This is a genomic window from Micromonospora sp. B11E3, from assembly GCF_039871625.1.
Taxonomy (GTDB): Bacteria; Actinomycetota; Actinomycetes; order Mycobacteriales; family Micromonosporaceae; genus Micromonospora.
Window position 1 is genome coordinate 47,585 of sequence record NZ_JBDPMC010000030.1, and the last position, 19,705, is coordinate 67,289.

General features: G+C 70.4%; 17 protein-coding genes. 11 read left to right on the forward strand and 6 right to left on the reverse strand.

Annotation, left to right across the window (positions count from 1 at the left end; translation table 11 throughout):
• Positions 1 to 54: 54 nt before the first annotated feature.
• Complete coding sequence (locus ABGB16_RS17000; RefSeq protein ID WP_347669034.1) at positions 55 to 870, reverse strand: AfsR/SARP family transcriptional regulator; 816 nt, start codon at positions 868 to 870, stop codon at positions 55 to 57.
• 699 nt (positions 871 to 1,569) lie between these two features.
• Here ABGB16_RS17000 and ABGB16_RS17005 point away from each other — a divergent pair.
• From ABGB16_RS17005 to ABGB16_RS17025, 5 genes are all read left to right on the forward strand, one after another.
• Complete coding sequence (locus ABGB16_RS17005) at positions 1,570 to 2,754, forward strand: histidine kinase (RefSeq protein ID WP_347669035.1); 1,185 nt, start codon at positions 1,570 to 1,572, stop codon at positions 2,752 to 2,754.
• Between the two features lie 192 nt (positions 2,755 to 2,946).
• Positions 2,947 to 4,215, forward strand: coding sequence for a beta-ketoacyl-[acyl-carrier-protein] synthase family protein (locus ABGB16_RS17010; RefSeq protein ID WP_347669036.1), 1,269 nt, complete (start codon positions 2,947 to 2,949; stop codon positions 4,213 to 4,215).
• Positions 4,212 to 5,426, forward strand: a complete 1,215-nt coding sequence (locus ABGB16_RS17015; RefSeq protein ID WP_347669037.1) for a ketosynthase chain-length factor — start codon at positions 4,212 to 4,214, stop codon at positions 5,424 to 5,426. Before ABGB16_RS17010 ends, ABGB16_RS17015 begins: the two co-directional genes overlap by 4 nt.
• A 33-nt stretch (positions 5,427 to 5,459) precedes the next feature.
• Positions 5,460 to 5,714 (forward strand): acyl carrier protein, encoded by a 255-nt coding sequence (locus ABGB16_RS17020; protein ID WP_347669038.1) that lies wholly within the window; start codon positions 5,460 to 5,462, stop codon positions 5,712 to 5,714.
• 57 nt (positions 5,715 to 5,771) lie between these two features.
• Positions 5,772 to 7,796: an ABC transporter ATP-binding protein gene (locus tag ABGB16_RS17025; protein ID WP_347669039.1), complete on the forward strand. Its 2,025-nt coding sequence runs from the start codon at positions 5,772 to 5,774 to the stop codon at positions 7,794 to 7,796.
• Between the two features lie 53 nt (positions 7,797 to 7,849).
• Here the strand turns inward: ABGB16_RS17025 and ABGB16_RS17030 are convergent, their stop codons facing one another.
• Together ABGB16_RS17030 and ABGB16_RS17035 are read right to left on the reverse strand one after the other, a co-directional pair.
• A complete protein-coding gene (locus ABGB16_RS17030) occupies positions 7,850 to 8,995 on the reverse strand; it encodes a cytochrome P450 (protein ID WP_347669040.1) in 1,146 nt (381 codons plus the stop codon).
• Positions 8,992 to 9,462 carry a nuclear transport factor 2 family protein gene (locus tag ABGB16_RS17035; RefSeq protein ID WP_347669041.1) on the reverse strand — a complete coding sequence of 157 codons (471 nt, stop codon included), beginning with the start codon at positions 9,460 to 9,462 and terminating at the stop codon, positions 8,992 to 8,994. Before ABGB16_RS17035 ends, ABGB16_RS17030 begins: the two co-directional genes overlap by 4 nt.
• Positions 9,463 to 9,668: 206 nt before the next feature.
• Between ABGB16_RS17035 and fabG the strand changes: the two genes are divergently transcribed.
• The 6 genes from fabG to rfbB are packed head-to-tail and all read left to right on the forward strand — an operon-like array spanning position 9,669 to position 16,139.
• Entirely contained in the window at positions 9,669 to 10,451 is a 783-nt protein-coding gene (gene fabG / locus ABGB16_RS17040) for a 3-oxoacyl-ACP reductase FabG (protein ID WP_347669042.1), read from the forward strand.
• Between the two features lie 37 nt (positions 10,452 to 10,488).
• Complete coding sequence (locus ABGB16_RS17045) at positions 10,489 to 11,154, forward strand: antibiotic biosynthesis monooxygenase (protein ID WP_347669043.1); 666 nt, start codon at positions 10,489 to 10,491, stop codon at positions 11,152 to 11,154.
• Positions 11,151 to 12,401, forward strand: a complete 1,251-nt coding sequence (locus tag ABGB16_RS17050) for an FAD-dependent monooxygenase (RefSeq protein WP_347669044.1) — start codon at positions 11,151 to 11,153, stop codon at positions 12,399 to 12,401. Before ABGB16_RS17045 ends, ABGB16_RS17050 begins: the two co-directional genes overlap by 4 nt.
• 52 nt (positions 12,402 to 12,453) lie before the next feature.
• On the forward strand, positions 12,454 to 13,449 hold the full coding sequence (locus ABGB16_RS17055) for an acyltransferase domain-containing protein (protein ID WP_347669045.1): 996 nt from the start codon (positions 12,454 to 12,456) through the stop codon (positions 13,447 to 13,449).
• Positions 13,450 to 13,505: 56 nt separating this feature from the next.
• A complete protein-coding gene (locus tag ABGB16_RS17060; protein WP_347669046.1) occupies positions 13,506 to 15,101 on the forward strand; it encodes an FAD-dependent oxidoreductase in 1,596 nt (531 codons plus the stop codon).
• A 57-nt stretch (positions 15,102 to 15,158) separates the two neighbouring features.
• Positions 15,159 to 16,139 (forward strand): dTDP-glucose 4,6-dehydratase, encoded by a 981-nt coding sequence (gene rfbB, locus ABGB16_RS17065; protein WP_347669047.1) that lies wholly within the window; start codon positions 15,159 to 15,161, stop codon positions 16,137 to 16,139.
• 78 nt (positions 16,140 to 16,217) lie between these two features.
• Here rfbB and ABGB16_RS17070 read toward each other — a convergent pair whose 3' ends face one another.
• From ABGB16_RS17070 to ABGB16_RS17080, 3 genes are all read right to left on the reverse strand, one after another.
• Positions 16,218 to 16,991, reverse strand: coding sequence for a cyclase family protein (locus ABGB16_RS17070; protein WP_347669048.1), 774 nt, complete (start codon positions 16,989 to 16,991; stop codon positions 16,218 to 16,220).
• 15 nt (positions 16,992 to 17,006) lie between these two features.
• On the reverse strand, positions 17,007 to 17,783 hold the full coding sequence (locus ABGB16_RS17075) for an SDR family oxidoreductase (protein ID WP_347669049.1): 777 nt from the start codon (positions 17,781 to 17,783) through the stop codon (positions 17,007 to 17,009).
• Positions 17,784 to 17,868: 85 nt separating this feature from the next.
• The gene (locus ABGB16_RS17080; RefSeq protein WP_347669050.1) at positions 17,869 to 19,512 is read right to left on the reverse strand and encodes an FAD-dependent monooxygenase; all 1,644 of its coding nucleotides are present in this window, start codon (positions 19,510 to 19,512) and stop codon (positions 17,869 to 17,871) included.
• Between the last annotated feature and the right edge of the window lie 193 nt (positions 19,513 to 19,705).

The window sequence follows — 19,705 nt, forward strand, 5'->3', positions numbered from 1 at the left end:
CTGGGCAATGGTGGTGGTGACCGCCGGCGGTCGCCGGACGTCGCCGTGGCGGGCTCATGCCCGTTGCCCGACGGCTGCCGAGGGCAGCGCGCCGACGAGGCGGAACATGTCCACCGACGACGACGTGAGCACCTCGTGCTGAAGGCGCTTGAGCTCCTCCGACGGCTCCAGCCCGAGCTCGCTGTCGAGGATGCCGCGCAGGTCCTGATAGGCGTTGAGCGCCTCGGCCCGTCGGCCGGCCAGGCTTAGGATGGTGATGAGCTGACCGTGGAACCACTCGTTGAGCTGGTGCTCCTTGACGAGGGTGCGCAACTCGGGGATGAGTTCCCGGTGGCGACCGAGCCTGATGTTGGTCTCGATGTACAGTTCGGTGGCGCGCAGCCGGAGTTCCTCCAGGTAGACGATGTGCGCGACGAGGGCATCGCCCGCCGGGATGTTGGCCAGCACGGCCCCGTGACACATGTCGAGTGCCTGCCGCAGATGCTGCGCGGCGGCCTCGTCTTGGCCGTTGCGAAGTTCCCGCCGACTGCGGTCGATGAGCTGCTCGAACATGATGCTGTCCACTTCGTGGTCCTCGACCTCCATCCGGTACCCGGGCGGGCAGGTGACCAGCAGTTGGCGCCCGGGCGCGCCGACCGCTTCCGCAACGAACGCCTTGCGGGCGTGGTAGACATACGTCTGCAGGGTGGTGAGGGCACTGCGTGGCGGGTGATCTCCCCACAGCTCGCGGATGAGGGCCTCGACCGGCACGACGCCGTGGGTCTTGGCCAGCAGCAGGGCCAGAACCTGGCGTACCTTGGGCGAACGCAGCCGGAAGGGGCGCCCGTCGTCAGTGCTGATCTCGAAGGGGCCGAGGAGCCTGAATTGCATGGGTGATCTCCGCTCGACGATGGCCTGGATGAGTGGTGACGATCCCGCGACCGCCCGGGCATGTGCGGCAGACGGCGACGCCCTTCGGCCGGCGGTCCTAAACAGGTTCCAACAGGGTCGAGTCCTCTGCTAGTGCGGCCATACCGGCCGGGGCCGTGAAATCTCACGGCCCATCCATGACGGATTCACAGACACCCATGCAGAGTTCACGGATCGCTCCCGCCGGGTACCAACCCCGCACCACATTCATGCCGGCCAGCGGGTCGGAGTCGGTGCGTTCGGGCACCAGAGGAAGGGCCCGGACGTCCGCAAAGAATTTGTAACAAGATGGCCATCCGCGCGGTGTGCAAACAGTTCACCCGGTCCCCGTCGCTCCCTCCGCAACGCAACGGCCGGACGACGTTGTCGCCGAGTTGATTTTTTCGCCAATTCCGAGATGCTGCAAAGCGGTAGATCCGGGACATCCCAACACGCCCGGGCGACTACCTGCGCCTGTCATGGCCGCCTGCGGGACGTTAGCCAATAAAGGCACAAACGCCGATATTCCACCCAAGGTCCAGCCCGGGACATAGACGGTGAGCAGCAGAGTTCTCACTCAGCGAAGTAAGCTGTCTCGCGGTGGGCCACCGCGACGGAGAGGGAACAGCCGATAAGCCTTTGAGCCCGACAGCAGGTCACGACGGGGGTTCCATGACGAACGTGTCCACCAGTCCGCCCACCTCTTCCGCCGCCCGGCTCACGGGCCGCCATATCGGTACGGCGATAGCGGTCGCGGTCGCACTGCTCAGCTATTCCATCCTCAGCGTCAGCCAGATACTGCGGCACCACCCCACCGCGACGGAATTCACCGCCTCCATCGTCCTGCACGCCATTCTGCTGCTCTTGCAGATCAGGCATTCCCTGTCGGCCGGGCCGGGCCACCGGCCGGTCCACCTGCGAACGCTGGCCGTGCAGGCGGCCATGACATACGGCCCGTTCCTGCTCTTTCCCGAGTCCTGGTCCGGCATGCCGGGCCTGCTCGCCGGGTCCGTGCTCCTGCTCCTGCCCACGCTCCCGGCCTGGCTGCTGTTCGCCGTGGCTGTCGCGTTCACCGACGGGATCCTCGCCACGCTCGGGCGTCCGGCCGCCGACCTCGTCGAGACCACGGCCCTGACGAGCCTCACCGGGCTGGCCGTCTTCGGCCTGTCACACCTGACCCGTCTCGTCTGCGTGATGGGGCAACTTCCAGAGCGGACCGCACGCGTGGCGCAGGCCGCGACGGAGCGGGAACGCTTCCGGATACGACGTGACCTGCACGACACCCTCGGCTACAGTCTGTCGCTGATCGTCCTGAAGAGCGAGCTCGCGTACCGCCTGGTCCCGGCCCGCGACGACCGCGCCCGGGAGGAGATACGTGAGGTGGTGCGCACCTCCCGCCGGGCGCTGACCGAGGTCCGCGCCGTGGCGAGCGGCTCCCTCACGATGTCCCTACCCGCCGAGACCAGGTCCGCCGCCGGCATGCTGAGCCAGGTCGGGATCGACACCACCGTCAAGGCCGAGGTGGACCAGCTGCCGGCGTCGGTAGACGTGGTTCTCGCCACCGTACTGCGCGAAGGCGTCACGAACCTGCTGCGGCACAGCCGGGCCCGCCACTGCCGCATCGAGATCGTACGGGCCGGCGCCTCGGTCCGCCTGACGATCTTCAACGACGGCGCGGGCACGGACGCCCGGAGCACGCCGGCCGCGGAGGGCGGTAATGGCATCGGCAACCTGCGTTCCCGGCTGGCGGAGATCGGCGGCGGGCTGACCGTCACGCGGCTCGCACCGGACGGGTTCCTGCTCCGCGCCGTGGCGCCGCTGCCCGCCCGTGTCGACCAAGGCGCTTCCCGGACGCCTTGTCGGTGAGGTGTCCCCTCCCCTGCTCCGCCTGCCCGGGCATGGACGGGGTGGCGCCCGTGCGGCGGCCCGGTTTCGTCAGCTCTCGAGCGATGTTCCAGAACCGCCGCCCAAGCTCGAGCCACCAGTCTTCGACCGTTCCCGGAGCCGACAGGGAGAACCGACCATGCACTGGGCGAAAGACGTTCCGATGGAGCCGAGATGAGCCGAAGAAGGATCGTGATCACCGGGCTGGGAATCGTCGCCCCCGGCGGGATCGGCGCCAAGGCATTCTGGGAGCGGATCACGGCGGGCCGCACCGCGACGAGACCGATCACCGCGTTCGACGCCTCGGCCTTCCGGTCGCGCATGGCCGCAGAGGTGGACTTCGACGCGTCCCAGGAGGGCCTGTCGGCGCGGGAGAACAGGCGCCTGGACCGGGCTGCACAGTTCGCTCTCGTCGCCACGCGGGAGGCATTGGGCGACAGCGGGCTGGTGCTGGACGGCGACCCTACCCGCGTCGGCGTGAGTATCGGTAGCGCCGTCGGATGCACCGTCAAGCTGGAGGAGGAGTACGTCGTCCTCAGCGACACGAGCCGGCACTGGGAGGTCGACCACCGGTACGCGAGCCCCCACCTGCACGACTACTACATGCCGGGATCGCTCGCGGCCGAGGTGGCCTGGGAGGTCAACGCCCAGGGACCGGCCACGGTCGTCTCCGCCGGCTGCACGTCCGGCCTGGACTCCCTCGGGCACGCCTGCGACCTCATCCGAGAGGGCGGCGTCGATGTCATGGTCGCCGGCGGCACCGAGGCCCCCATCTCGCCCATCACCGTAGCCTGCTTCGACGCCATCAAGGCGACCTCCGCACGCAACGACGACGCGGAGCACGCCCTGCGGCCGTTCGACCGCACCCGGGACGGCTTCGTGCTCGGCGAAGGGGCGGCGATCCTCCTGCTCGAGGAACTGGGCCACGCGCTCGCCAGGGACGCGCGGATCTACGCCGAGATCACCGGCTTCGCCGCGCGCAGCAACGCATACCACATGACCGGTCTGCGCGCCGACGGCGTCGAACTGGCCGCCGCCGTCACCGCGGCGCTGGCCGAGAGTGGTCTGCCAGCCGAGGCGATCGACTACGTCAACGCCCACGGCACCGCCACCAAGCAGAACGACCGGCACGAGACAGCGGCTCTCAAGGCCAGTCTCGGCGACCACGCTTACCGCACCCCCGTGAGTTCCATCAAGCCTGTGGTCGGCCATTCCCTTGGCGCGGTGGGCTCCATCGAGGTCGCGGCGTGCGCTCTGGCGATCGCGCACGGGACGATTCCCCCGACCGCCAACCTGCACGAGCCGGACCCGGAACTCGATCTGGACTACGTACCGCTCGAGGCCCGGGAGGGCCGGATCAGCACCGTACTCAGCGTCGGCAGCGGATTCGGCGGATTCCAGAGCGCCATGGTGCTGGCGCGTCCTAAAAAGGCGACGGTATGACCACCGCGGTGGTGACCGGCCTCGGCGTCGCGGCGCCGAACGGCCTGGGGCACGAGAGGTTCTGGTCGGCCACCCTGCGGGGCGAGTCGGGCATCGGTCCGGTGCGGCGCTTCGACGCGAGCCGCTACCCGTCCCGCCTGGCCGGCGAGGTTCCCGAGTTCGATCCCGACGAGCACCTGCCGAAGCGCCTCATCCCGCAGACCGACCGGATGACGCAGCTGGCGCTCGCCGCGGCGGACTGGGCCCTGACGGACGCGGGTGTGCAACCCGGGACCTACGACACCGAGCAGATGGGTGTCTCGACGGCGGGCGCGTCCGGCGGCCTGGAGTTCGGCCAGCGGGAACTCGACAACCTGTGGGGCAAGGGGCCGCAGCACGTCAGCGTGTACATGTCCTTCGCCTGGTTCTATGCGGTCAACTCGGGACAGATCTCGATCCGGCACGCGATGCGGGGGCCGGCCGGGGTGTTCGTCGGCGACCAGGCCGGCGGGTTGGACGCGGTCGCCCAGGCACGCCGCAACATCCGTAAGGGGCTGCGGTTGGTCATGTCCGGGGGCGCGGACAGCTCGCTCTGCCCGTACGGATGGGTCTCACGGATGAGCGGTACCCAGCTCAGCACCCGCGACGACCCGAACCGGGCCTACCTACCGTTCGACGTCGACGCGCACGGGCATGTGCCCGGCGAGGGCGGCGCGATCCTCGTCGTCGAGGACGCCGACTCGGCACGCAGCCGCGGTGCCCGGGCGTACGGCGAGATCGCGGGGTACGGGGCCTCGTTCGACGCCGCGCCGCGCCACGGCGGGCAGCCCGGCCTGCGCCGCGCGGCCGAGGTCGCCCTGGCCGACGCCGGTCTCGAGCCCGCCGACATCGGCGTGGTCTTCGCCGACGGGTCCGGCTCCACGGAGCAGGACGGCGTCGAGGCCGCAACCATCACGTCCGTCTTCGGCGCGGGTGCCGTTCCGGTCACCGTCCCCAAGACGATGACCGGCCGGATGAACTCCGGCGGCGCACCGGTGGACCTGGCTTGTGCCCTGCTGGCGCTCCGCGACGGCGTCATCCCACCCACCATCAACGTACGCACCGTCGACCCCGCCTACGAGATCGACCTGGTAACCGGGACTCCACGCAGGTGGAAGCCGAAGGCGGCGCTGGTGCTGGCCCGCGGCACGGGCGGGTTCAACTCGGCCATGGTGCTGCGGGCAGCCGGCTGAGCCCTGCAAGCACGACACGAGAGAAAGGTCATCATGCGACAGATCACCCTGCACCGACTGCAGAGCATCATGCGCGAGTGCGCCGGCGAGAACGAGGACGCCCAGCCGCTCGCGGACGCGGCAAACCGGACCTTCGAGGAGCTGGGCTACGACTCCCTGGCACTGCTCGAGACGCAGAGCCGGATCCACCGGGAGTTCGGCGTCGCCCTGCCCGACGAGGCGGTCGTGACAAGCAGCACCCCGCAGGCAATCGTCGACCACGTCAACGGACTCGTGAACGCCCGCTGACCCGGGCAGCTCGCCTGACGACACCCCACGATCAGACGATCCCGCGGAGGAAAAGGTATGCGGCGCGGCCCCATCGACGACCCGGTAAGTGTCGGCGACAGCGGACTCACCGGTCCTCTGGAGATCGGCGAACCACCGTTGCGGAAGCCGGGAGTGGGGCTCCGATCGCGGCTGCGGGGCTCGCGTGCCCGGCTGCTCAGCACACTTCGGGGCCTTCCCCGGGTGCTGCGCATCACCTGGCAGGCGAGCCCCGCGCTCGCCCTCGGGCTGCTGGTCGCCACCGTGCTGAGCGGTCTGGCGCCAACCGCGGCCGCCTACGTCGCCAAACTGCTCACGGACACGGTCGTGGAGGGGCTGGGCGCGGACGGCGGTCCCGCCCGAGTGGCGCTCGGCGTACCGCTGACCGGCTGGTCCACCATGGTCACGCCGACCACCAAGGTGGTCGCCGTGACCGGTGCGCAGCTGCTGGTGTTCGCGCTCATGGCCGCGGGGACCGCGGCGACGAACATCTGCCGGCAACTGCTCCAGGAGAAGGTGGCGCTCAGCATCCGACACCAGGTGATGGCCCACGCCGCTCGCCTCGACCTGTCGTTCTTCGAGTCGTCCGACTCCTACGACCTGCTCCGGCAGGCGAGCGACGGCACGGCCACCCGGCCGGTGTCGATGGTCTCCGGGCTCTTCGACCTCGTCAAGACGCTGATCACCTTCGGCAGCATGCTGGGCCTGCTCATCGTCGTGAGCCCGTGGATCGCCCTGGCCGCGCTGCTCGCCCCCATCCCCGCTTTCCTGGCCGACCACAAGTTCGGCGTCCGGGGCTTCCTGCTGATGATGTGGGGCTCGCCCCTCGTCCGACGCATGGAGTACCTCAACACCCTGACGACCACCGACACGTACGCCAAGGAAGTGAAGTTCTTCGCCCTCGGTCGGTACTTCGTGGATCGGTACCGCCAGCTCGGAGAGGTCTACTACCGCCGGCAGGCGCGGTTGATCCGGGGCCGGAACCTCGTCGGGGTGACCTGGGGCTTGATATCGATGTTCGTCAATGCACTCGCCTACCTCTTCATCGCGCTGGAGGCGATGGCGGGGCGGATGACCATTGGCGACATGGCCCTCTACACGGCGGCGGTGGCGTCCGTGCAGTCATCCGTACAGATGATCTTCTTCGGCATCACCGGCCTGCACGAGAGCTCGCTCTACCTGGCCAACCTGTACGGCTTCCTGAACGCCGAGCCGGCGATCACCGCCCCGGAGCGTCCTCGGCGGCTACCCGGCCGGGTGCGCGGCCACGTGGTGTTCGAGAACGTCTCGTTCCGCTACCGCGGCACCCAGCGATACGCGCTCCGTGACATGAGCTTCGAGATCCGGCCCGGCGAGACCGTGGCGGTGGTGGGTCGCAACGGCGCGGGCAAGTCGACGCTGCTGAAGCTGTTGTGCCGCCTGTACGACCCGGACGACGGCCGGATCCTCCTCGACGGCGTGTGCCTGCGCGAGTACGACCCTGAGGACTTGCGGCAGCAGATGAGCGCCATGTTCCAGGACTTCGTCATGTACCAGGGCACCGCCGCGGAGAACATCGGCGTGGGTGACCTGCCCGCCTTGGAGGACCGCCGGCGCATCGAGGAGTCGGCCACCAAGGGCGGCGTCGACACCTGGGCACGACGATTGCCACAAGGGCTCGACACCACGCTGGGACGATGGTTCTCCGGGGGTGTCAGCCTCTCCGGCGGCGAATGGCAGCGGATCGCGCTGGCGCGCGCCTTCATGCGGGACTCGGCCGTCCTGCTGCTCGACGAGCCCACCTCGGCCCTCGACGCCGAGGCCGAACACGACCTTTTCCGCAAGCTTCGCGAACTCGCGGAGGGCCGCACCACCCTGTACATCTCGCACCGCTTCTCCACGGTCCGGCACGCGGACCGAATCCTCCTGCTCCGCGGCGGAACGCTCGCGGAGCAGGGAGGTCACGACGAGCTCATGGACCTCGGCGGGGACTACGCCACCCTGTTCAACCTGCAAGCCTCCGCCTATCTCGATCTGGAGTACGGCGGCCCGAGGGGACGACGAGCCGTGCCGCACGACCGTTGACGCCCACACACGGTAGGGCCCGGTTCCGGCGCCGGTACCGGGCCCTACCGCGGTCAGCCTTCCAGGAGCACGGGCAACTCGTGCAGGCCGCGCATGATGTTTGCGCGCCACCGCACCTCGTCGGCAAGCCGCATCGACGGGAACCGGCGCACGATCGTGCCGATCGCCACCTGCGCTTCCATGCGTGCCAGTGGCGCGCCGAGACAGTGGTGGATCCCGTGGGAGAACGCCAGGTGCGGGTTGGGGTCGCGCGTGATGTCCAGCCGGTGCGGATCCGGGAACCTGCGAGGATCCCGGTTGGCCCCGCCGAAGGAGACGAGGACGACGTCACCCTTCCGGATCACCGTGCCGTCCTCGAGGTTCACGTCCTCCTTCGCGATCTGCCCCGCAGCGCTGAAGGAGCTCTCGTAACGCAGGAACTCCTCCACCGCCGTGCCGATGAGTTCCGGGTGCTGCTTGAGCTGGCTGTGCTGGTCGGGATTCGTCAGCAGGGCGTGGATCCCGTTTCCGATGAGGTTGGTCGTCGTCGCGTAGCCGGCGGCGATCAGGGCGATCCCCAGTTCGACGAGCTCCGGTCCGCTGAGCCGCTCACCACCGTCGTGCGCGGCGATCAACGCGCTCATGAGGTCGTTGCCCGGCGAGCGGCGCTTGGTCTCGATGAGGTCGATTATGTACTGCTTGGTCCGCTCGTAGACCTCCTCCCGGTTCTCCGCCACCTCCCCCGCCAGGATCTTTTCGGTGCGCGCCCGGACGTCCGCGCGGTCCTCGGCGGGCGCCCCGAGCATCTCGCAGATCACCGCGATGGGCAGCGGGTAGGCGAAGCGATCCAGCAGGTCCACCGGCCGGTCGGTTTCCAGTTCGTCGAGCATGCCGTCCACCAACTCCTGCACCCAGCCGCGCAGGCCCGTGACGCGCCGCAGCGTGAACGCCTGGCGCACCAGCTTGCGAATCCGGGTGTGATCGGGCGGGTCCGAGTCGACGGCGGCGACCTCGCCGTCGTCGGGACGTCGGCGGCTGAACCGCAGGTCGGCGAGAAGCTCCCGGGCGAGATCGTAGCGAGTCACCAGCCACACCTCCCCCATGAACGTCGTCTGCACCCGGACCACCGGCCCGGCCTCCCGCAGCCGGTCCAGCCCCGGGTACGGGTCCGCGGTGGCGACCGGGCTCTGCTCCAGCGGCACGTGCAGGATGCCGGTCATCGAGCCGCTCCCCCGGCCAGGTCGTCACGCCGGACCTGGCGGTGCTTGACCCGCCACGCCCCGCCCTGCCTGACCAGCACGTCGTCGCAGGTCGTGTGGACGTGGACGGTGGCCGGGCCGCCCCGCGGGATCTCCAGGACAAGCGCGTAACTGACGACCCGAACCTGATCGGGACCGTCCGGTCGGACGTCGACCATGCCGAGCCAGTGCCGGCGCCGGATGGCCTTCGCGTCCAGCGCGTCGCGGGCCGCCTGCGCCGCGGTACGGATCGCCGCGCGGCCCGCCACCGGCTCCGGCTGGGCGTCGGCCGCGAAGACCCCGTCCACGGTGAATGTGTCCGCCCACGCGGCTATCTGCCCCTCGTCCAGCAACTGCATCTGGCGTGCGTAGAAGTGCTGGACCTGCTGGTACAGGGTCTCGGTCACCGGATCGTCGTTCTGCTGTGCCACCTGCGCCGGCAGCGTCATGTCAGCTCCCTTTCCGCGTCGTCACCCGTTGCCGGCCCCACGGGTCGCGGCAACACCTCGCCTGAGCCTGGAGAGAACGCCTGGAGAACCGCTCAACCCGCCGTCGACCGGGCGGGCCGGGCGTCCAACGCTCATCGAGCCGGGATCGAGCTACGGGCCGCAGTCTCATGCCCAGCCGCCCATGCCCGTGCCGGAAGGGGAGACGCATGAACCCGGAGAAGCGGACCGCGATCGTCACCGGAGCGACCAGGGGGATCGGCCTCGCGGTGACGAAAGCCCTCGCCAGGGAAGGCTTCCGGGTCTTCGTCTGCGCCCGCGACGGCGCGGCGCTCGACGCGACGGTGAAGGAACTGCGCGGGCAGAGCCTGGACGTGGCCGGCCGTACCTGCGACGTGCGCGACCCCGCCGCCGTCACCGGGTTCGTCACGGCTGCGGCACAGCATCTCGGTCCCATCGACACGCTCGTCAACAACGCGGGACGCAGCGGTGGCGGTGTGACCGCCGACATCACCGACGAGCTGTGGGAAGACGTCATCGACACCAACCTGACGGGCGTCTTCCGGATGACCCGGGCCGTTCTGACGGTCGGGCGCATGCGGGAGCTGCCGCGCGGGCGCATCATAAACGTCGCCTCCACCGGCGGCAAACAGGGCGTGGCGCTGGCGGCTCCGTACTCGGCGTCCAAGCACGGCGTGGTCGGGTTCACCAAGGCGCTGGGCATCGAGCTGGCCAAGACAGGTATCACGGTGAACGCCGTGTGCCCCGGCTACGTGGAGACGCCAATGGCCGGCAGGGTGCGCCAGGGCTACGCCGCGCACTGGAACGTGTCGGAGGCCGAGGTGCTGCGCCGTTTCCAGGCGAAGATCCCGCTCGGCCGTTACACGGAGCCGCACGAGGTGGCGGCGATGGTCGCCTACCTCGCCTCCGACGCCGCGGCGCCGGTGACGGCGCAGGCGCTGAACGTCTGCGGCGGACTCGGCAACTACTGACCCCCGCAGGAAACGTACCCAGCTTGGAGGAGGAGACATGGACAGCGCACCCAAGGCGGAGACCGGCAACCTCACGACAATCGTCGCCCGCTTTCGGACCAAGGGCGACCCGAAGGAGTTCGAACGCTTCTTCCTGGAGCACGTCGAGTGGATGCGCCGGCAGGACGGGTTCGGCGCGCACCAGGCGGTGTACCTCTCGCAGGACCCGTCCACCTACGTCAATTTCGGTTGGTGGGTCACGAGGGAGGCCTTCCAGAAGGTGACGGAGAGTCCCGAGTTCCGCGCGCACCAGGGCGTCATGCACAAGATGCTCGAGAACGCGGAGATCGAGCCGTGCGTCAACCTCTTCCGGGTCAACGCCGGCGAGGAGGCCGGCAAGCGGGAGGAGTTCGCCAAGCCGCTGATGAACGTCACCACCTTCGAGGTCGACGGCGACCCGGCGGCGTTCGAGAAGGCGTTCGCGACGTACGCCGACACGGTCAGGGACCGGCGCGGTTTCGGGTACGCCGACCTCAACCGGTCCGTGCGGCGTCCGGGCCGCTACATCGGGATCGGCTACTGGTGGGACCCGGAGGCGTACGAGCCGGCGACCGCGCAGGAGGAGTACCAGGCGCTCGTCCGCCTCGCGAGGACGGTCACCGTCGAGCGGGTGGAGCACGTGGCGTGGAACCGGGCAGCCGATCCCGAGGAAGCGGTCAAGTGACACCACCCGACGCGGGAACCGCGGGCGCGCTGCCGTGCGACGTGTGCGTTGTCGGCGGCGGGCCCGCGGGGCTGACCCTTGCCCTGCTCCTGCTCCGCTCGGGAGCGACCGTCCGCGTCGTGGAGCGTAGCCGCTCGCTGGACCGCGAGTACCGCGGTGAGATCCTGCAACCGGGCGGGGCCGCGGTGCTCGAGGCGCTCGGGGTGCTGGCCGGGGCACGCGCCCGGGGCGGGTACGAGCACAGCGGCTTCCAGCTCGTCGACCGCGGTCGAGTGCTGCTCGACGTGGACTACCGCCACCTGCCAGGGCCCCACAACACACTGCTGAGCCTGCCGCAGCGCCACCTGCTGGAGGAGTTGCTGGAGGCCTGCGCCGCATTTGCCGGCTTCCATTACCATCCCGGCGCCCGGGCCGGCGAGCTGCTCCGCAGCGCCGGCGGCGCGGTCGAGGGCGTGGTGACCAGCGACGGCGGTGCGCGTCAGACCATCACGGCGCGCTGTGTGGTCGGCGCGGACGGGCGGTACTCGAAGATCCGGACGCTGGCCGGCATACCGGCCGATCGTGTGGAGGCCTTCGGGCACGACGTCCTGTGGTTCAAGCTGCCCGCCACGGACGACCCGGAGCCCACCGTGCGGATCTTCCGCGGCGGGGGCAACCCGGTGCTGGTCTACCGGTCCTTTCCCGACAGCATGCAGGTGGGCTGGACGCTGCCCCACGGCGGCTACCGCGAGGTCGCCGCAGAGGGCTTCGACCACGTCCGGTCCCGCATCGAGGAGGCACTGCCGCCGTACCGGGACCGGATCCGGCGGCACCTGACGTCCCTGGCGGACCTCTCCCTGCTGGACGTGTTCACCCAGGAGGCGCGGTCCTGGACCGCCGACGGCCTGGTCCTGATCGGTGACGCCGCCCACACGCACAGTCCGATCGGCGCCCAGGGCATCAACCTGGCGATCCAGGACGCGGTGGTCCTGCATCCGATCCTGATGACGTCTCTCGACGAGGGTGACGCCCGCGCCGAGGTCCTGGGGCGCTTCGCCGAACGGCGCCGTCCCGCCATCCGCAAGGTGATCAAGTTCCAGGCGTTGCAGAGCAAGGCGATGCTGTCCGCCAATCCCGTCGCCGCCTGGGTGCGGCCCCGGCTCGCCCGGGTCGTCAGCAGGACTCCGCTGTTCCGCACGATCCTGCGGCACGTGGCGTACGGCGAGCCCGGCATAGCGCTGGCCTCGGAGCGCTTCCAGGTCAGGTGAGGGCCCGGAGCGCGGTGCCGCGCCGGAGCCGACCTCGGAGGGAGACGCAGGCATGCCTGAGCCCGACCCCGGACCGGCGGAGCTGCCCCTGGCCCTGCTGCTACCGGGACAAGGATCGCAGTACCCCGGCATGGGCACCGGCCTGTACCGGGACGTACCCGCGTTCGCCGCGGCCGTCGACGAGGTTCTCGGGCTCATGGGACCCGCCGGCGCGGAGTTACGGGCGGACTGGCTCAGCGACACGCCTCGGCTGCCGCTGGACCACGTCACCCGCGCCCAGCCGTTGTTGTTCGCGATCGACTACGCGCTGGGCAGCCTGGTGGTACGCGGGGGCAGGCGGCCGACCGTGCTGCTCGGCCACAGCATCGGCGAGGTCGCGGCCGCCGCGCTGTCCGGCGTGTTCACGCTCGACAACGCCGTGCGGCTCGTGATGGACCGGATCGTCCTGCTGGCCCACGCCCCGCCCGGTGGCATGGTCGCGGTGGCGGCCTCCCGGGAGGAGGTCGTGCCGTACCTGTCGCCGGGGGTGGACGTCGGCGCCATCAACGCGCCGCGCCAGACAGTGCTGGCGGGCGCCGCCGGCCCGTTGCGTCGGACCACGTGGGCGCTGCGCCGGGGCGGGTTCACGTGTACGCCGGTCGCCTCGCTCACCCCGTTCCACAGCGAAGCGCTCCGGCCCCTGGTGGAGCGGTCCGCGCTCGGTCCGACCGGCGCACCGGTCCGGCCCCCGGCCATCCCGATCGTCTCCGGTTACACCGCCGGATGGCTCACCGGGGAGACAGCCCTGGACCCGGCGTACTGGACCCGGCATCCCGCCGAGCCGGTGCTGTTCTGGCCGGCGCTCGAATTCCTGCTGGCCGGCGAGCAGTGCCTGCTGCTCGAGTGCGGGCCGGGGCAGGGGCTGACCACACTGGCCCGCCGCCATCCCGTGGTGCGTTCAGGCCGTTGCCCGGCCATGTCGCTGCTGGGCCCCCGCACCCCCGATCCGGAGAACGAGGTCCGGCACTTCCTGACAGTCGCCCGTACGGCGGGATTGAAGCTGCCATGAACCTGCCCCCTCAGCCGCCGGCACCAGGTGCGGCCGACCGAAAGTGAGGAGCAACGATGTCCATTCCTGCCGAGAACCGGCCTGCTGCCGCCCAGGTCCTCGTCGTGGGCGCCGGACCCGTGGGTCTGACCCTGGCGCACGAGCTACTGCGGCGCGGTGTGCGGGTACGCGTCGTCGACGCCCGCGCCGAACCGGCCACCACCAGCCGGGCCATCGCCACCCACCCGCGGACTCTCGAGGTGTACGACCAGATGGGCGTGGCCGCAGACATGCTTGCCCGGGGCCAACGCATCCAGGCGTTCACCCTGCACCACAACGGCAGGACCCTGGCACGGCTGGACGCCGACTACACGCGGATGCCGACGCAGTACCCGTTCACCCTCTGCATCGACCAGGTAGAGACCGAGGCGGTGCTGCGGGCGGCGGTCGCCACGCTGGGCACCGCGGTGGAGTGGAACGTCCGCCTGGACGAGTTCGACGCGGATGACGAGGGCGTGACCGCGTACCTCACCGGCCCGAACGGCCGCGAGGCGGTACGCGTGGACTGGCTGGCCGGCTGCGACGGCGGCCACAGCACCGTCCGGAAGAAGCTGGGTCTGCCGCTGATCGGAAGGTCGAGCGAGACCTGGCTGATCGCCGACGCGGATCTGGACACCGACCTGCCACGCAACAGCATCCACTGGGTCCGCAGCGGCAGCGTCACGATGATGATGGTGCCGATGAGCACCCCGGGGCGGTGGCGCCTGCTGGACACGGTGTCCAAGGACGGCCGCCCGGAGGCGGTGGCGGAGCGCTTCAGCCGCAAGCTCAGCCACGGGCTGGGCGTACCGGTGAAGGTGTCCCGCCCGACGTGGGTCTCGGTCTTCACCTTCCAACAGCGCATGATCGCCGAGATGCGGTCGGGTCGTTGCCTGCTCGCCGGCGACGCGGCCCACGTACACAGTCCCGCGTCCGGGCAGGGCATGAACACCGGTATCCAGGAGGCGTTCAACCTGGCTTGGAAGCTCGCCATGGTGATCGACGGATACGCCGACCCGGCGCTGCTCGACAGCTACTCGCTCGAGCGGGTCCCGGTGGGCCGGGCGCTGCTGCAGTCGACTCGCAGCGCCACGCTGCTGGTGCAGCTGAGGAACGCCCTGGCCGGCGTGGCGCTGCCGGTGGTGTTCTCGGTGATCCGCGCCTTCCCCGCGCTGCGGGTGAAGCTTCAGCGCAAGATCCTCGGCGGTGTGTCCGGGTTGCGCCTGGCTTATCCGGACAGCCCGTTGACGTTCCCGACGGACCGTCCCGGCGCCGGCCCGGCGCCCGGCCAGCGGGTCACCGCGGTGCGCCTGGACAGCGGGAGCGCGGCCTGCCTCGCCCTCGCCGGCCAGCTGCGGACCGGCCGCTGGACGTTGTTCACCGGTGAGGCCGCCTCGGCCGGGGCGCGGCGCTCGACGGTGGGCACGGAGGGCTGGCTCGACACCCGCACCCTCCCTGACGGTCCGTCCTCGCTTGCCGAGACGCTCGGCGTGCCGGACTCCGGCTGGCTGCTGGTACGCCCCGACGGCTACGTCAGCGCCCGGGGCGCGCGGCTGGACGACCGGCTGGAGGTGGCCCTCGCCGCCGCCCGTGGGCTGAACCACGGCCTCGCGCTGACCGGTCGCCCGGGCTGACCCGACCCGCAACCCGCAGTTCGCCTGAGTCGTACCGCACGCACCGGAGGAGAACGCATGCGCCTGCTCGTCACCGGCGGCGCCGGATTCATCGGATCGACCTTCGTCCGTCGCCTGCTGGCGGGCCACCGCGACGTCGCGGTCACGGTCGTCGACCTGCTGACGTACGCCGGGAACATGGCCAACCTGGCGCCCGTCCTCGACGACCCCCGGCTGACGTTCATCCGGGGAGACATCGCCGACGGCGCCATGCTCACGGCCCTCGTCCCCGGCCACGAGGCCATCGTGAACTTCGCCGCCGAAAGCCACGTCGACCGTTCGATCGCGGGCTCCCAGGCCTTCGTCGACACCAACGTGGGCGGCGCCCATGCTCTGCTGCGCGCCGCGCTGCACGCGGGCACCGAACGCTTCGTGCAGGTGTCCACCGACGAGGTGTACGGCTCGATCGAGTTCGGTTCCTGGCACGAGCGCAGCCCGCTCGACCCCAACTCCCCGTACGCGGCCACGAAGGCGGCCGCGGACCTGCTCGCCCTCAGTTTCGCTCGCACGCACGGGCTGCACGTCAGCATCACCCGGTGTGGGAACAACTACGGGCCGCGGCAGCACCCGGAGAAGATGATCCCGTTGTTCATCACGAACCTGCTCGACGGCCTGCCTGTCCCGCTGTACGGCGACGGCCGCAACGTCCGGCACTGGATCCACGTCGACGACCACTGCCGAGCGGTGCAGCTCGTCCTGGAGAAGGGCCTCGCCGGCTCCGTGTACCACGTCGCGGGCGGACAGGAGCTGTCCAACCGCGACGTCACGGAGCGCCTGATCGCCGCATGCGGCGCCGGCGCCGCGAAGGTGCGTGAGGTGGCTGACCGGCCCGGCCACGACTTCCGCTACTCGCTGGCGGGCGACAGCCTGACGTCGCTCGGCTTCGTGCCGCAGGTGCACGTGGACGGGGGCTTCCCGGCGACCGTGGACTGGTACCGCCGCAACCGCAGTTGGTGGGAGCCGCTCAAGGTCGCAGCGGCGACCGGCGGTCGGCGGTGAGGCCCGAACCGGCTGCGGACATAGGAGAAGGGCCCACTCGGGGCCCTTCTCACTGGTCGTCCACGATGACGACGGCTCTCAGTCGGCCACCAGAGCCACCGCCCGGCTCCAGCCGGCGCCCGCGCCCTTGAGTTTGACGGGCAGGCAGGAGATGGTGAACCCGGTCGGGCCCGGCAGCGAGTCGAGGTTGCACAGCCGCTCGATCTGACAGTACTCCCGCCGCCGCCCGGCGAAGTGCGCCGGCCACAGTACCGACGTGTCGCCGCTGCGCTGGTATCGCTCGATCATGTCGCCGAACGGCGCGTCGAGGCTGAAGGCGTCCGTGCCGATCACCACGACACCGAGGTCGAGCAGGAACTCCACGGCGTCGCCGGTCAGGCCGGTGAAGTGGGTGAAGTACTTCGGGCTGCCGGCGTGGGCCGACGCGCCGGTGTTGAGCAGGACTATGTCATAGGGTTCGGGGTCCCGGCCGATCCGGGTCAGCTCCTTCTTGATGACGTCCACGCCAGCGGCCCCGACCGGCTGGCCGCGCAGATCGAGCAGGAAGCCGGGCCGTAGGAACCAGTCGAGCGGCATCTCGTGGATGTGCCGGGGAGTGCCGTACTCCGCGACGGTACCGTAGTGCGACGGCGCGTCGACATGCGTACCGGTGTGGCTGGTCAGGGTGAACGTGTCCAGCGACAACAGCTCGCCGGCGGGCAGGACGGCCGGGTCGAAGTCGACGTCCAGGTGCTTCTTCATCTCCTCGCTCATGTGCCGGGCGCCCTCGGCCGGCGTCATGATCTGGTGGACCACCGGGTCGGGTTCCCACGCCGCGGCGTCCACAGGCGAGGAGAGGTCGATGATGCGCATCGTGATCGCCTCCGCTCAGGCCGCCGGTAGTTCGAAGCCTCCGTCGGCCGTTATGGTCTGGCCCTGGATCCACGCAGCCTCTGGCGTGCAGAGCAGGGCCACGACCCCGGCGACGTCGTCCGGCGTGGTCAGCCGTCCCGCGGGGGTACGCAGGGCGAACGCCTTCAGAACCTCCGGCGGCACGGCGCCGTCTCCCTTGTCGATCTTGGCAGTGGAGATGGCGTTGACCGTCGTCCCGCTGCCGGCGAGCTCTACGGCGAGATACCGGACCAGGGCCTCCAGCGCCGCCTTCGCCATCCCGGCGCCCACATAGCGGGGCACGACGCGGCGCGCACCGATGCTGGAGAGCGCGATAATGCGCCCGGAGCGGCCCGCCATCAGCTTGGCGAGTCGCGGTGCGGCGGAGAGCATCGGCCGCAGGGCGACCGACAACGCGCGCTCGACCGGCACCGGGGTGACGTCGAGCGCCGCCGACGGCCGGAAGAACGCGGTGTTGTGTACGAAGATGTCCAGGCCCCCGAAGCGTTCCTCGGCCTGGTCGAGTACCTTCTGCAGGGCCGCGGTGTCGGCCACGTCGCCCTTGGCCAGGACGGCGTTGCCGGGCAGGCCGTCGAGAGCGCGGACCGCCTCGCGGGCGGCGGTGTCGTCGTGGGCGTAGTTCAGGAGCACGTCGGTGCCGGACAGGCACAGCTTGCGTGCCACGGCGAGGCCGACGCCCCGCGTCGCTCCGGTCACCACCGCGCTGCGGCCGTCCAAGCCGCTGAGCGGCGCGGGGTTCGTCGTCTTGGTCATCGTCTCTCCTTCGGTCGTCCGACGGGTTTCCGGACAGCGCGTACGCACCGCCCGTCGCCGGGCGGTGCGTACACCGGCGGGCTGTTCAGCTTGCGATCGACGCGCGGTCGAGAATCCGGTCCAGAGCCGAGGCGAGCTGCTCCTCCGGCACGTCCGGAAGAACCGGCGACCGCCACGCGACGAACATGTCGGGCCGGACCAGGAGGGCCCCGGCCGACGTCAGGCCGGCCGACGACAGCCACTCGCCGTCGTCGGCGACCTCACACCCCGGGCCGACCCGGTATGCGGGCAGGTCCACACCCGTACGCGCGGCCACCTTTTCCGCCGCGGCGAGCCACTCCGCGCCGTCCGGACCAGTGAGCAGGGCGAACCCGGGGCCGGGCAGGTCGAGGACGGAGATCCGCCGGCCGTCGTGCTCGACCCACGCGTGGGGCACCCGGGTGCCCGGTGAGCCGTCGAGGTTCTCGTCGGCGCGCGACAGCGAGCGCAGCTCGCCCGGCGCGTCGATCACCGCCCCGTCGTGGTACTGGTAGGCGAGGGCGGTGACGAGTGGATCCGCCATCTCGACCGCGGCGCGCTCGCCGTACTTCTCGGCATCCCAGTGCAGGTCCAGGTGGGAGAAGCGCAGGAGCGCCTGGTCCCGGGTGAACTTCATGATGGGCAGCCGTTCGGTCTCGTAGCTGCGCAGCAGTCCCGGCCCGGCGAGACCCTTCACCACGAAGGCCAACTTCCAGGCCAGGTTGCACGCGTCCGCGACGCCGCTGCTCATGCCGAACGCCCCGATGGGCGGGATCGTGTGCGCGGAGTCGCCGGCGAGGACGACGCGGCCCTCGACGACCCGTTCTGCCACCCGGGCCGACATGCGCCAGGGGATCGTGCTGACGATCTCGACCGGGATGTCGTCACGGCCGATCGCCGCCCTGATGAGGTCGACGCAGCGCTCGTGGGGGTAGTCGCCCAGCGTCTCCTCGTCGTCCCGGTAGCTGATGTGGTAGATCCACCGGTCACGGTTGTCGATGGTCAGCAGGATGCCCTCGGAGCGCGGGTTGCTGATCTGGGCGAAGGCGAACTCGTTGCCCCTGACCAGGTCGGCGAGGTCCGCGGTGAAGAGAACATTGATCATCGGGTTACCCAGGCCGGTCGGGCCTCGCATGTCGATCCCGACGGCCCGACGCACAAAGCTGGCGGAGCCGTCGCTGGCCACCAGGTAGTCCGCGCGGACCTCCTGGACGTCCCCGCTGCGGGTGTCGGTGAGCGTGACCGTGACGCCGGACCCGTCCTGGACCATTGCGGTCACCTCGGTGCTGAACCGCAGGACGGCGCCCTTCTCCCGCGCCGCGTCGCACAGCACCTTGTCGATGCGGTCCTGGGCACACGGTCCGATCGGCGTCGGGCTGATCCGCGCGGTCAACTCGGCGACATCCTTCGGTGGGGTGGGAATCCGCGGCGCCGTGGACAGGTCCGTGCCGGCAAGCGTCTCGAGGTCGACCTTGCCGTTACTCGGCATCAGGTCGGCGCTCGCGGCACGGATGCGCTCATCGAGTCCCAGGCTGCGGAAGAACTCCTTCACCGGGGGCTGGACCCCGGTGGCACGGGGGTGAGTGGTCGTACCGGGGTGCCGCTCGGCGAGCAGTACCGGCACGCCGTGGTGAGCGAGAGCGACCGCCATCGAGAGACCGACTGTGCCGGCGCCCACGATCACGACCGGGTAGTGTTCCTGCGACATCATCAGCCTTCCTGCTGGCATCGGGCTACTCCTGGCAATGGTGCTGGCGTCGTCTCGATCCTTCGTCGAGGCTCTCTGGACCGGCTCGCCCGCACGGCCGGGTCGTGCCGGTCCCACACGGAAGGCCGTGCCGCAGTCCTCAAGGTCTGTTCCACCCGGACTCGAGCACGGGAGCGGACAGTCCGGGAGCAGCTTC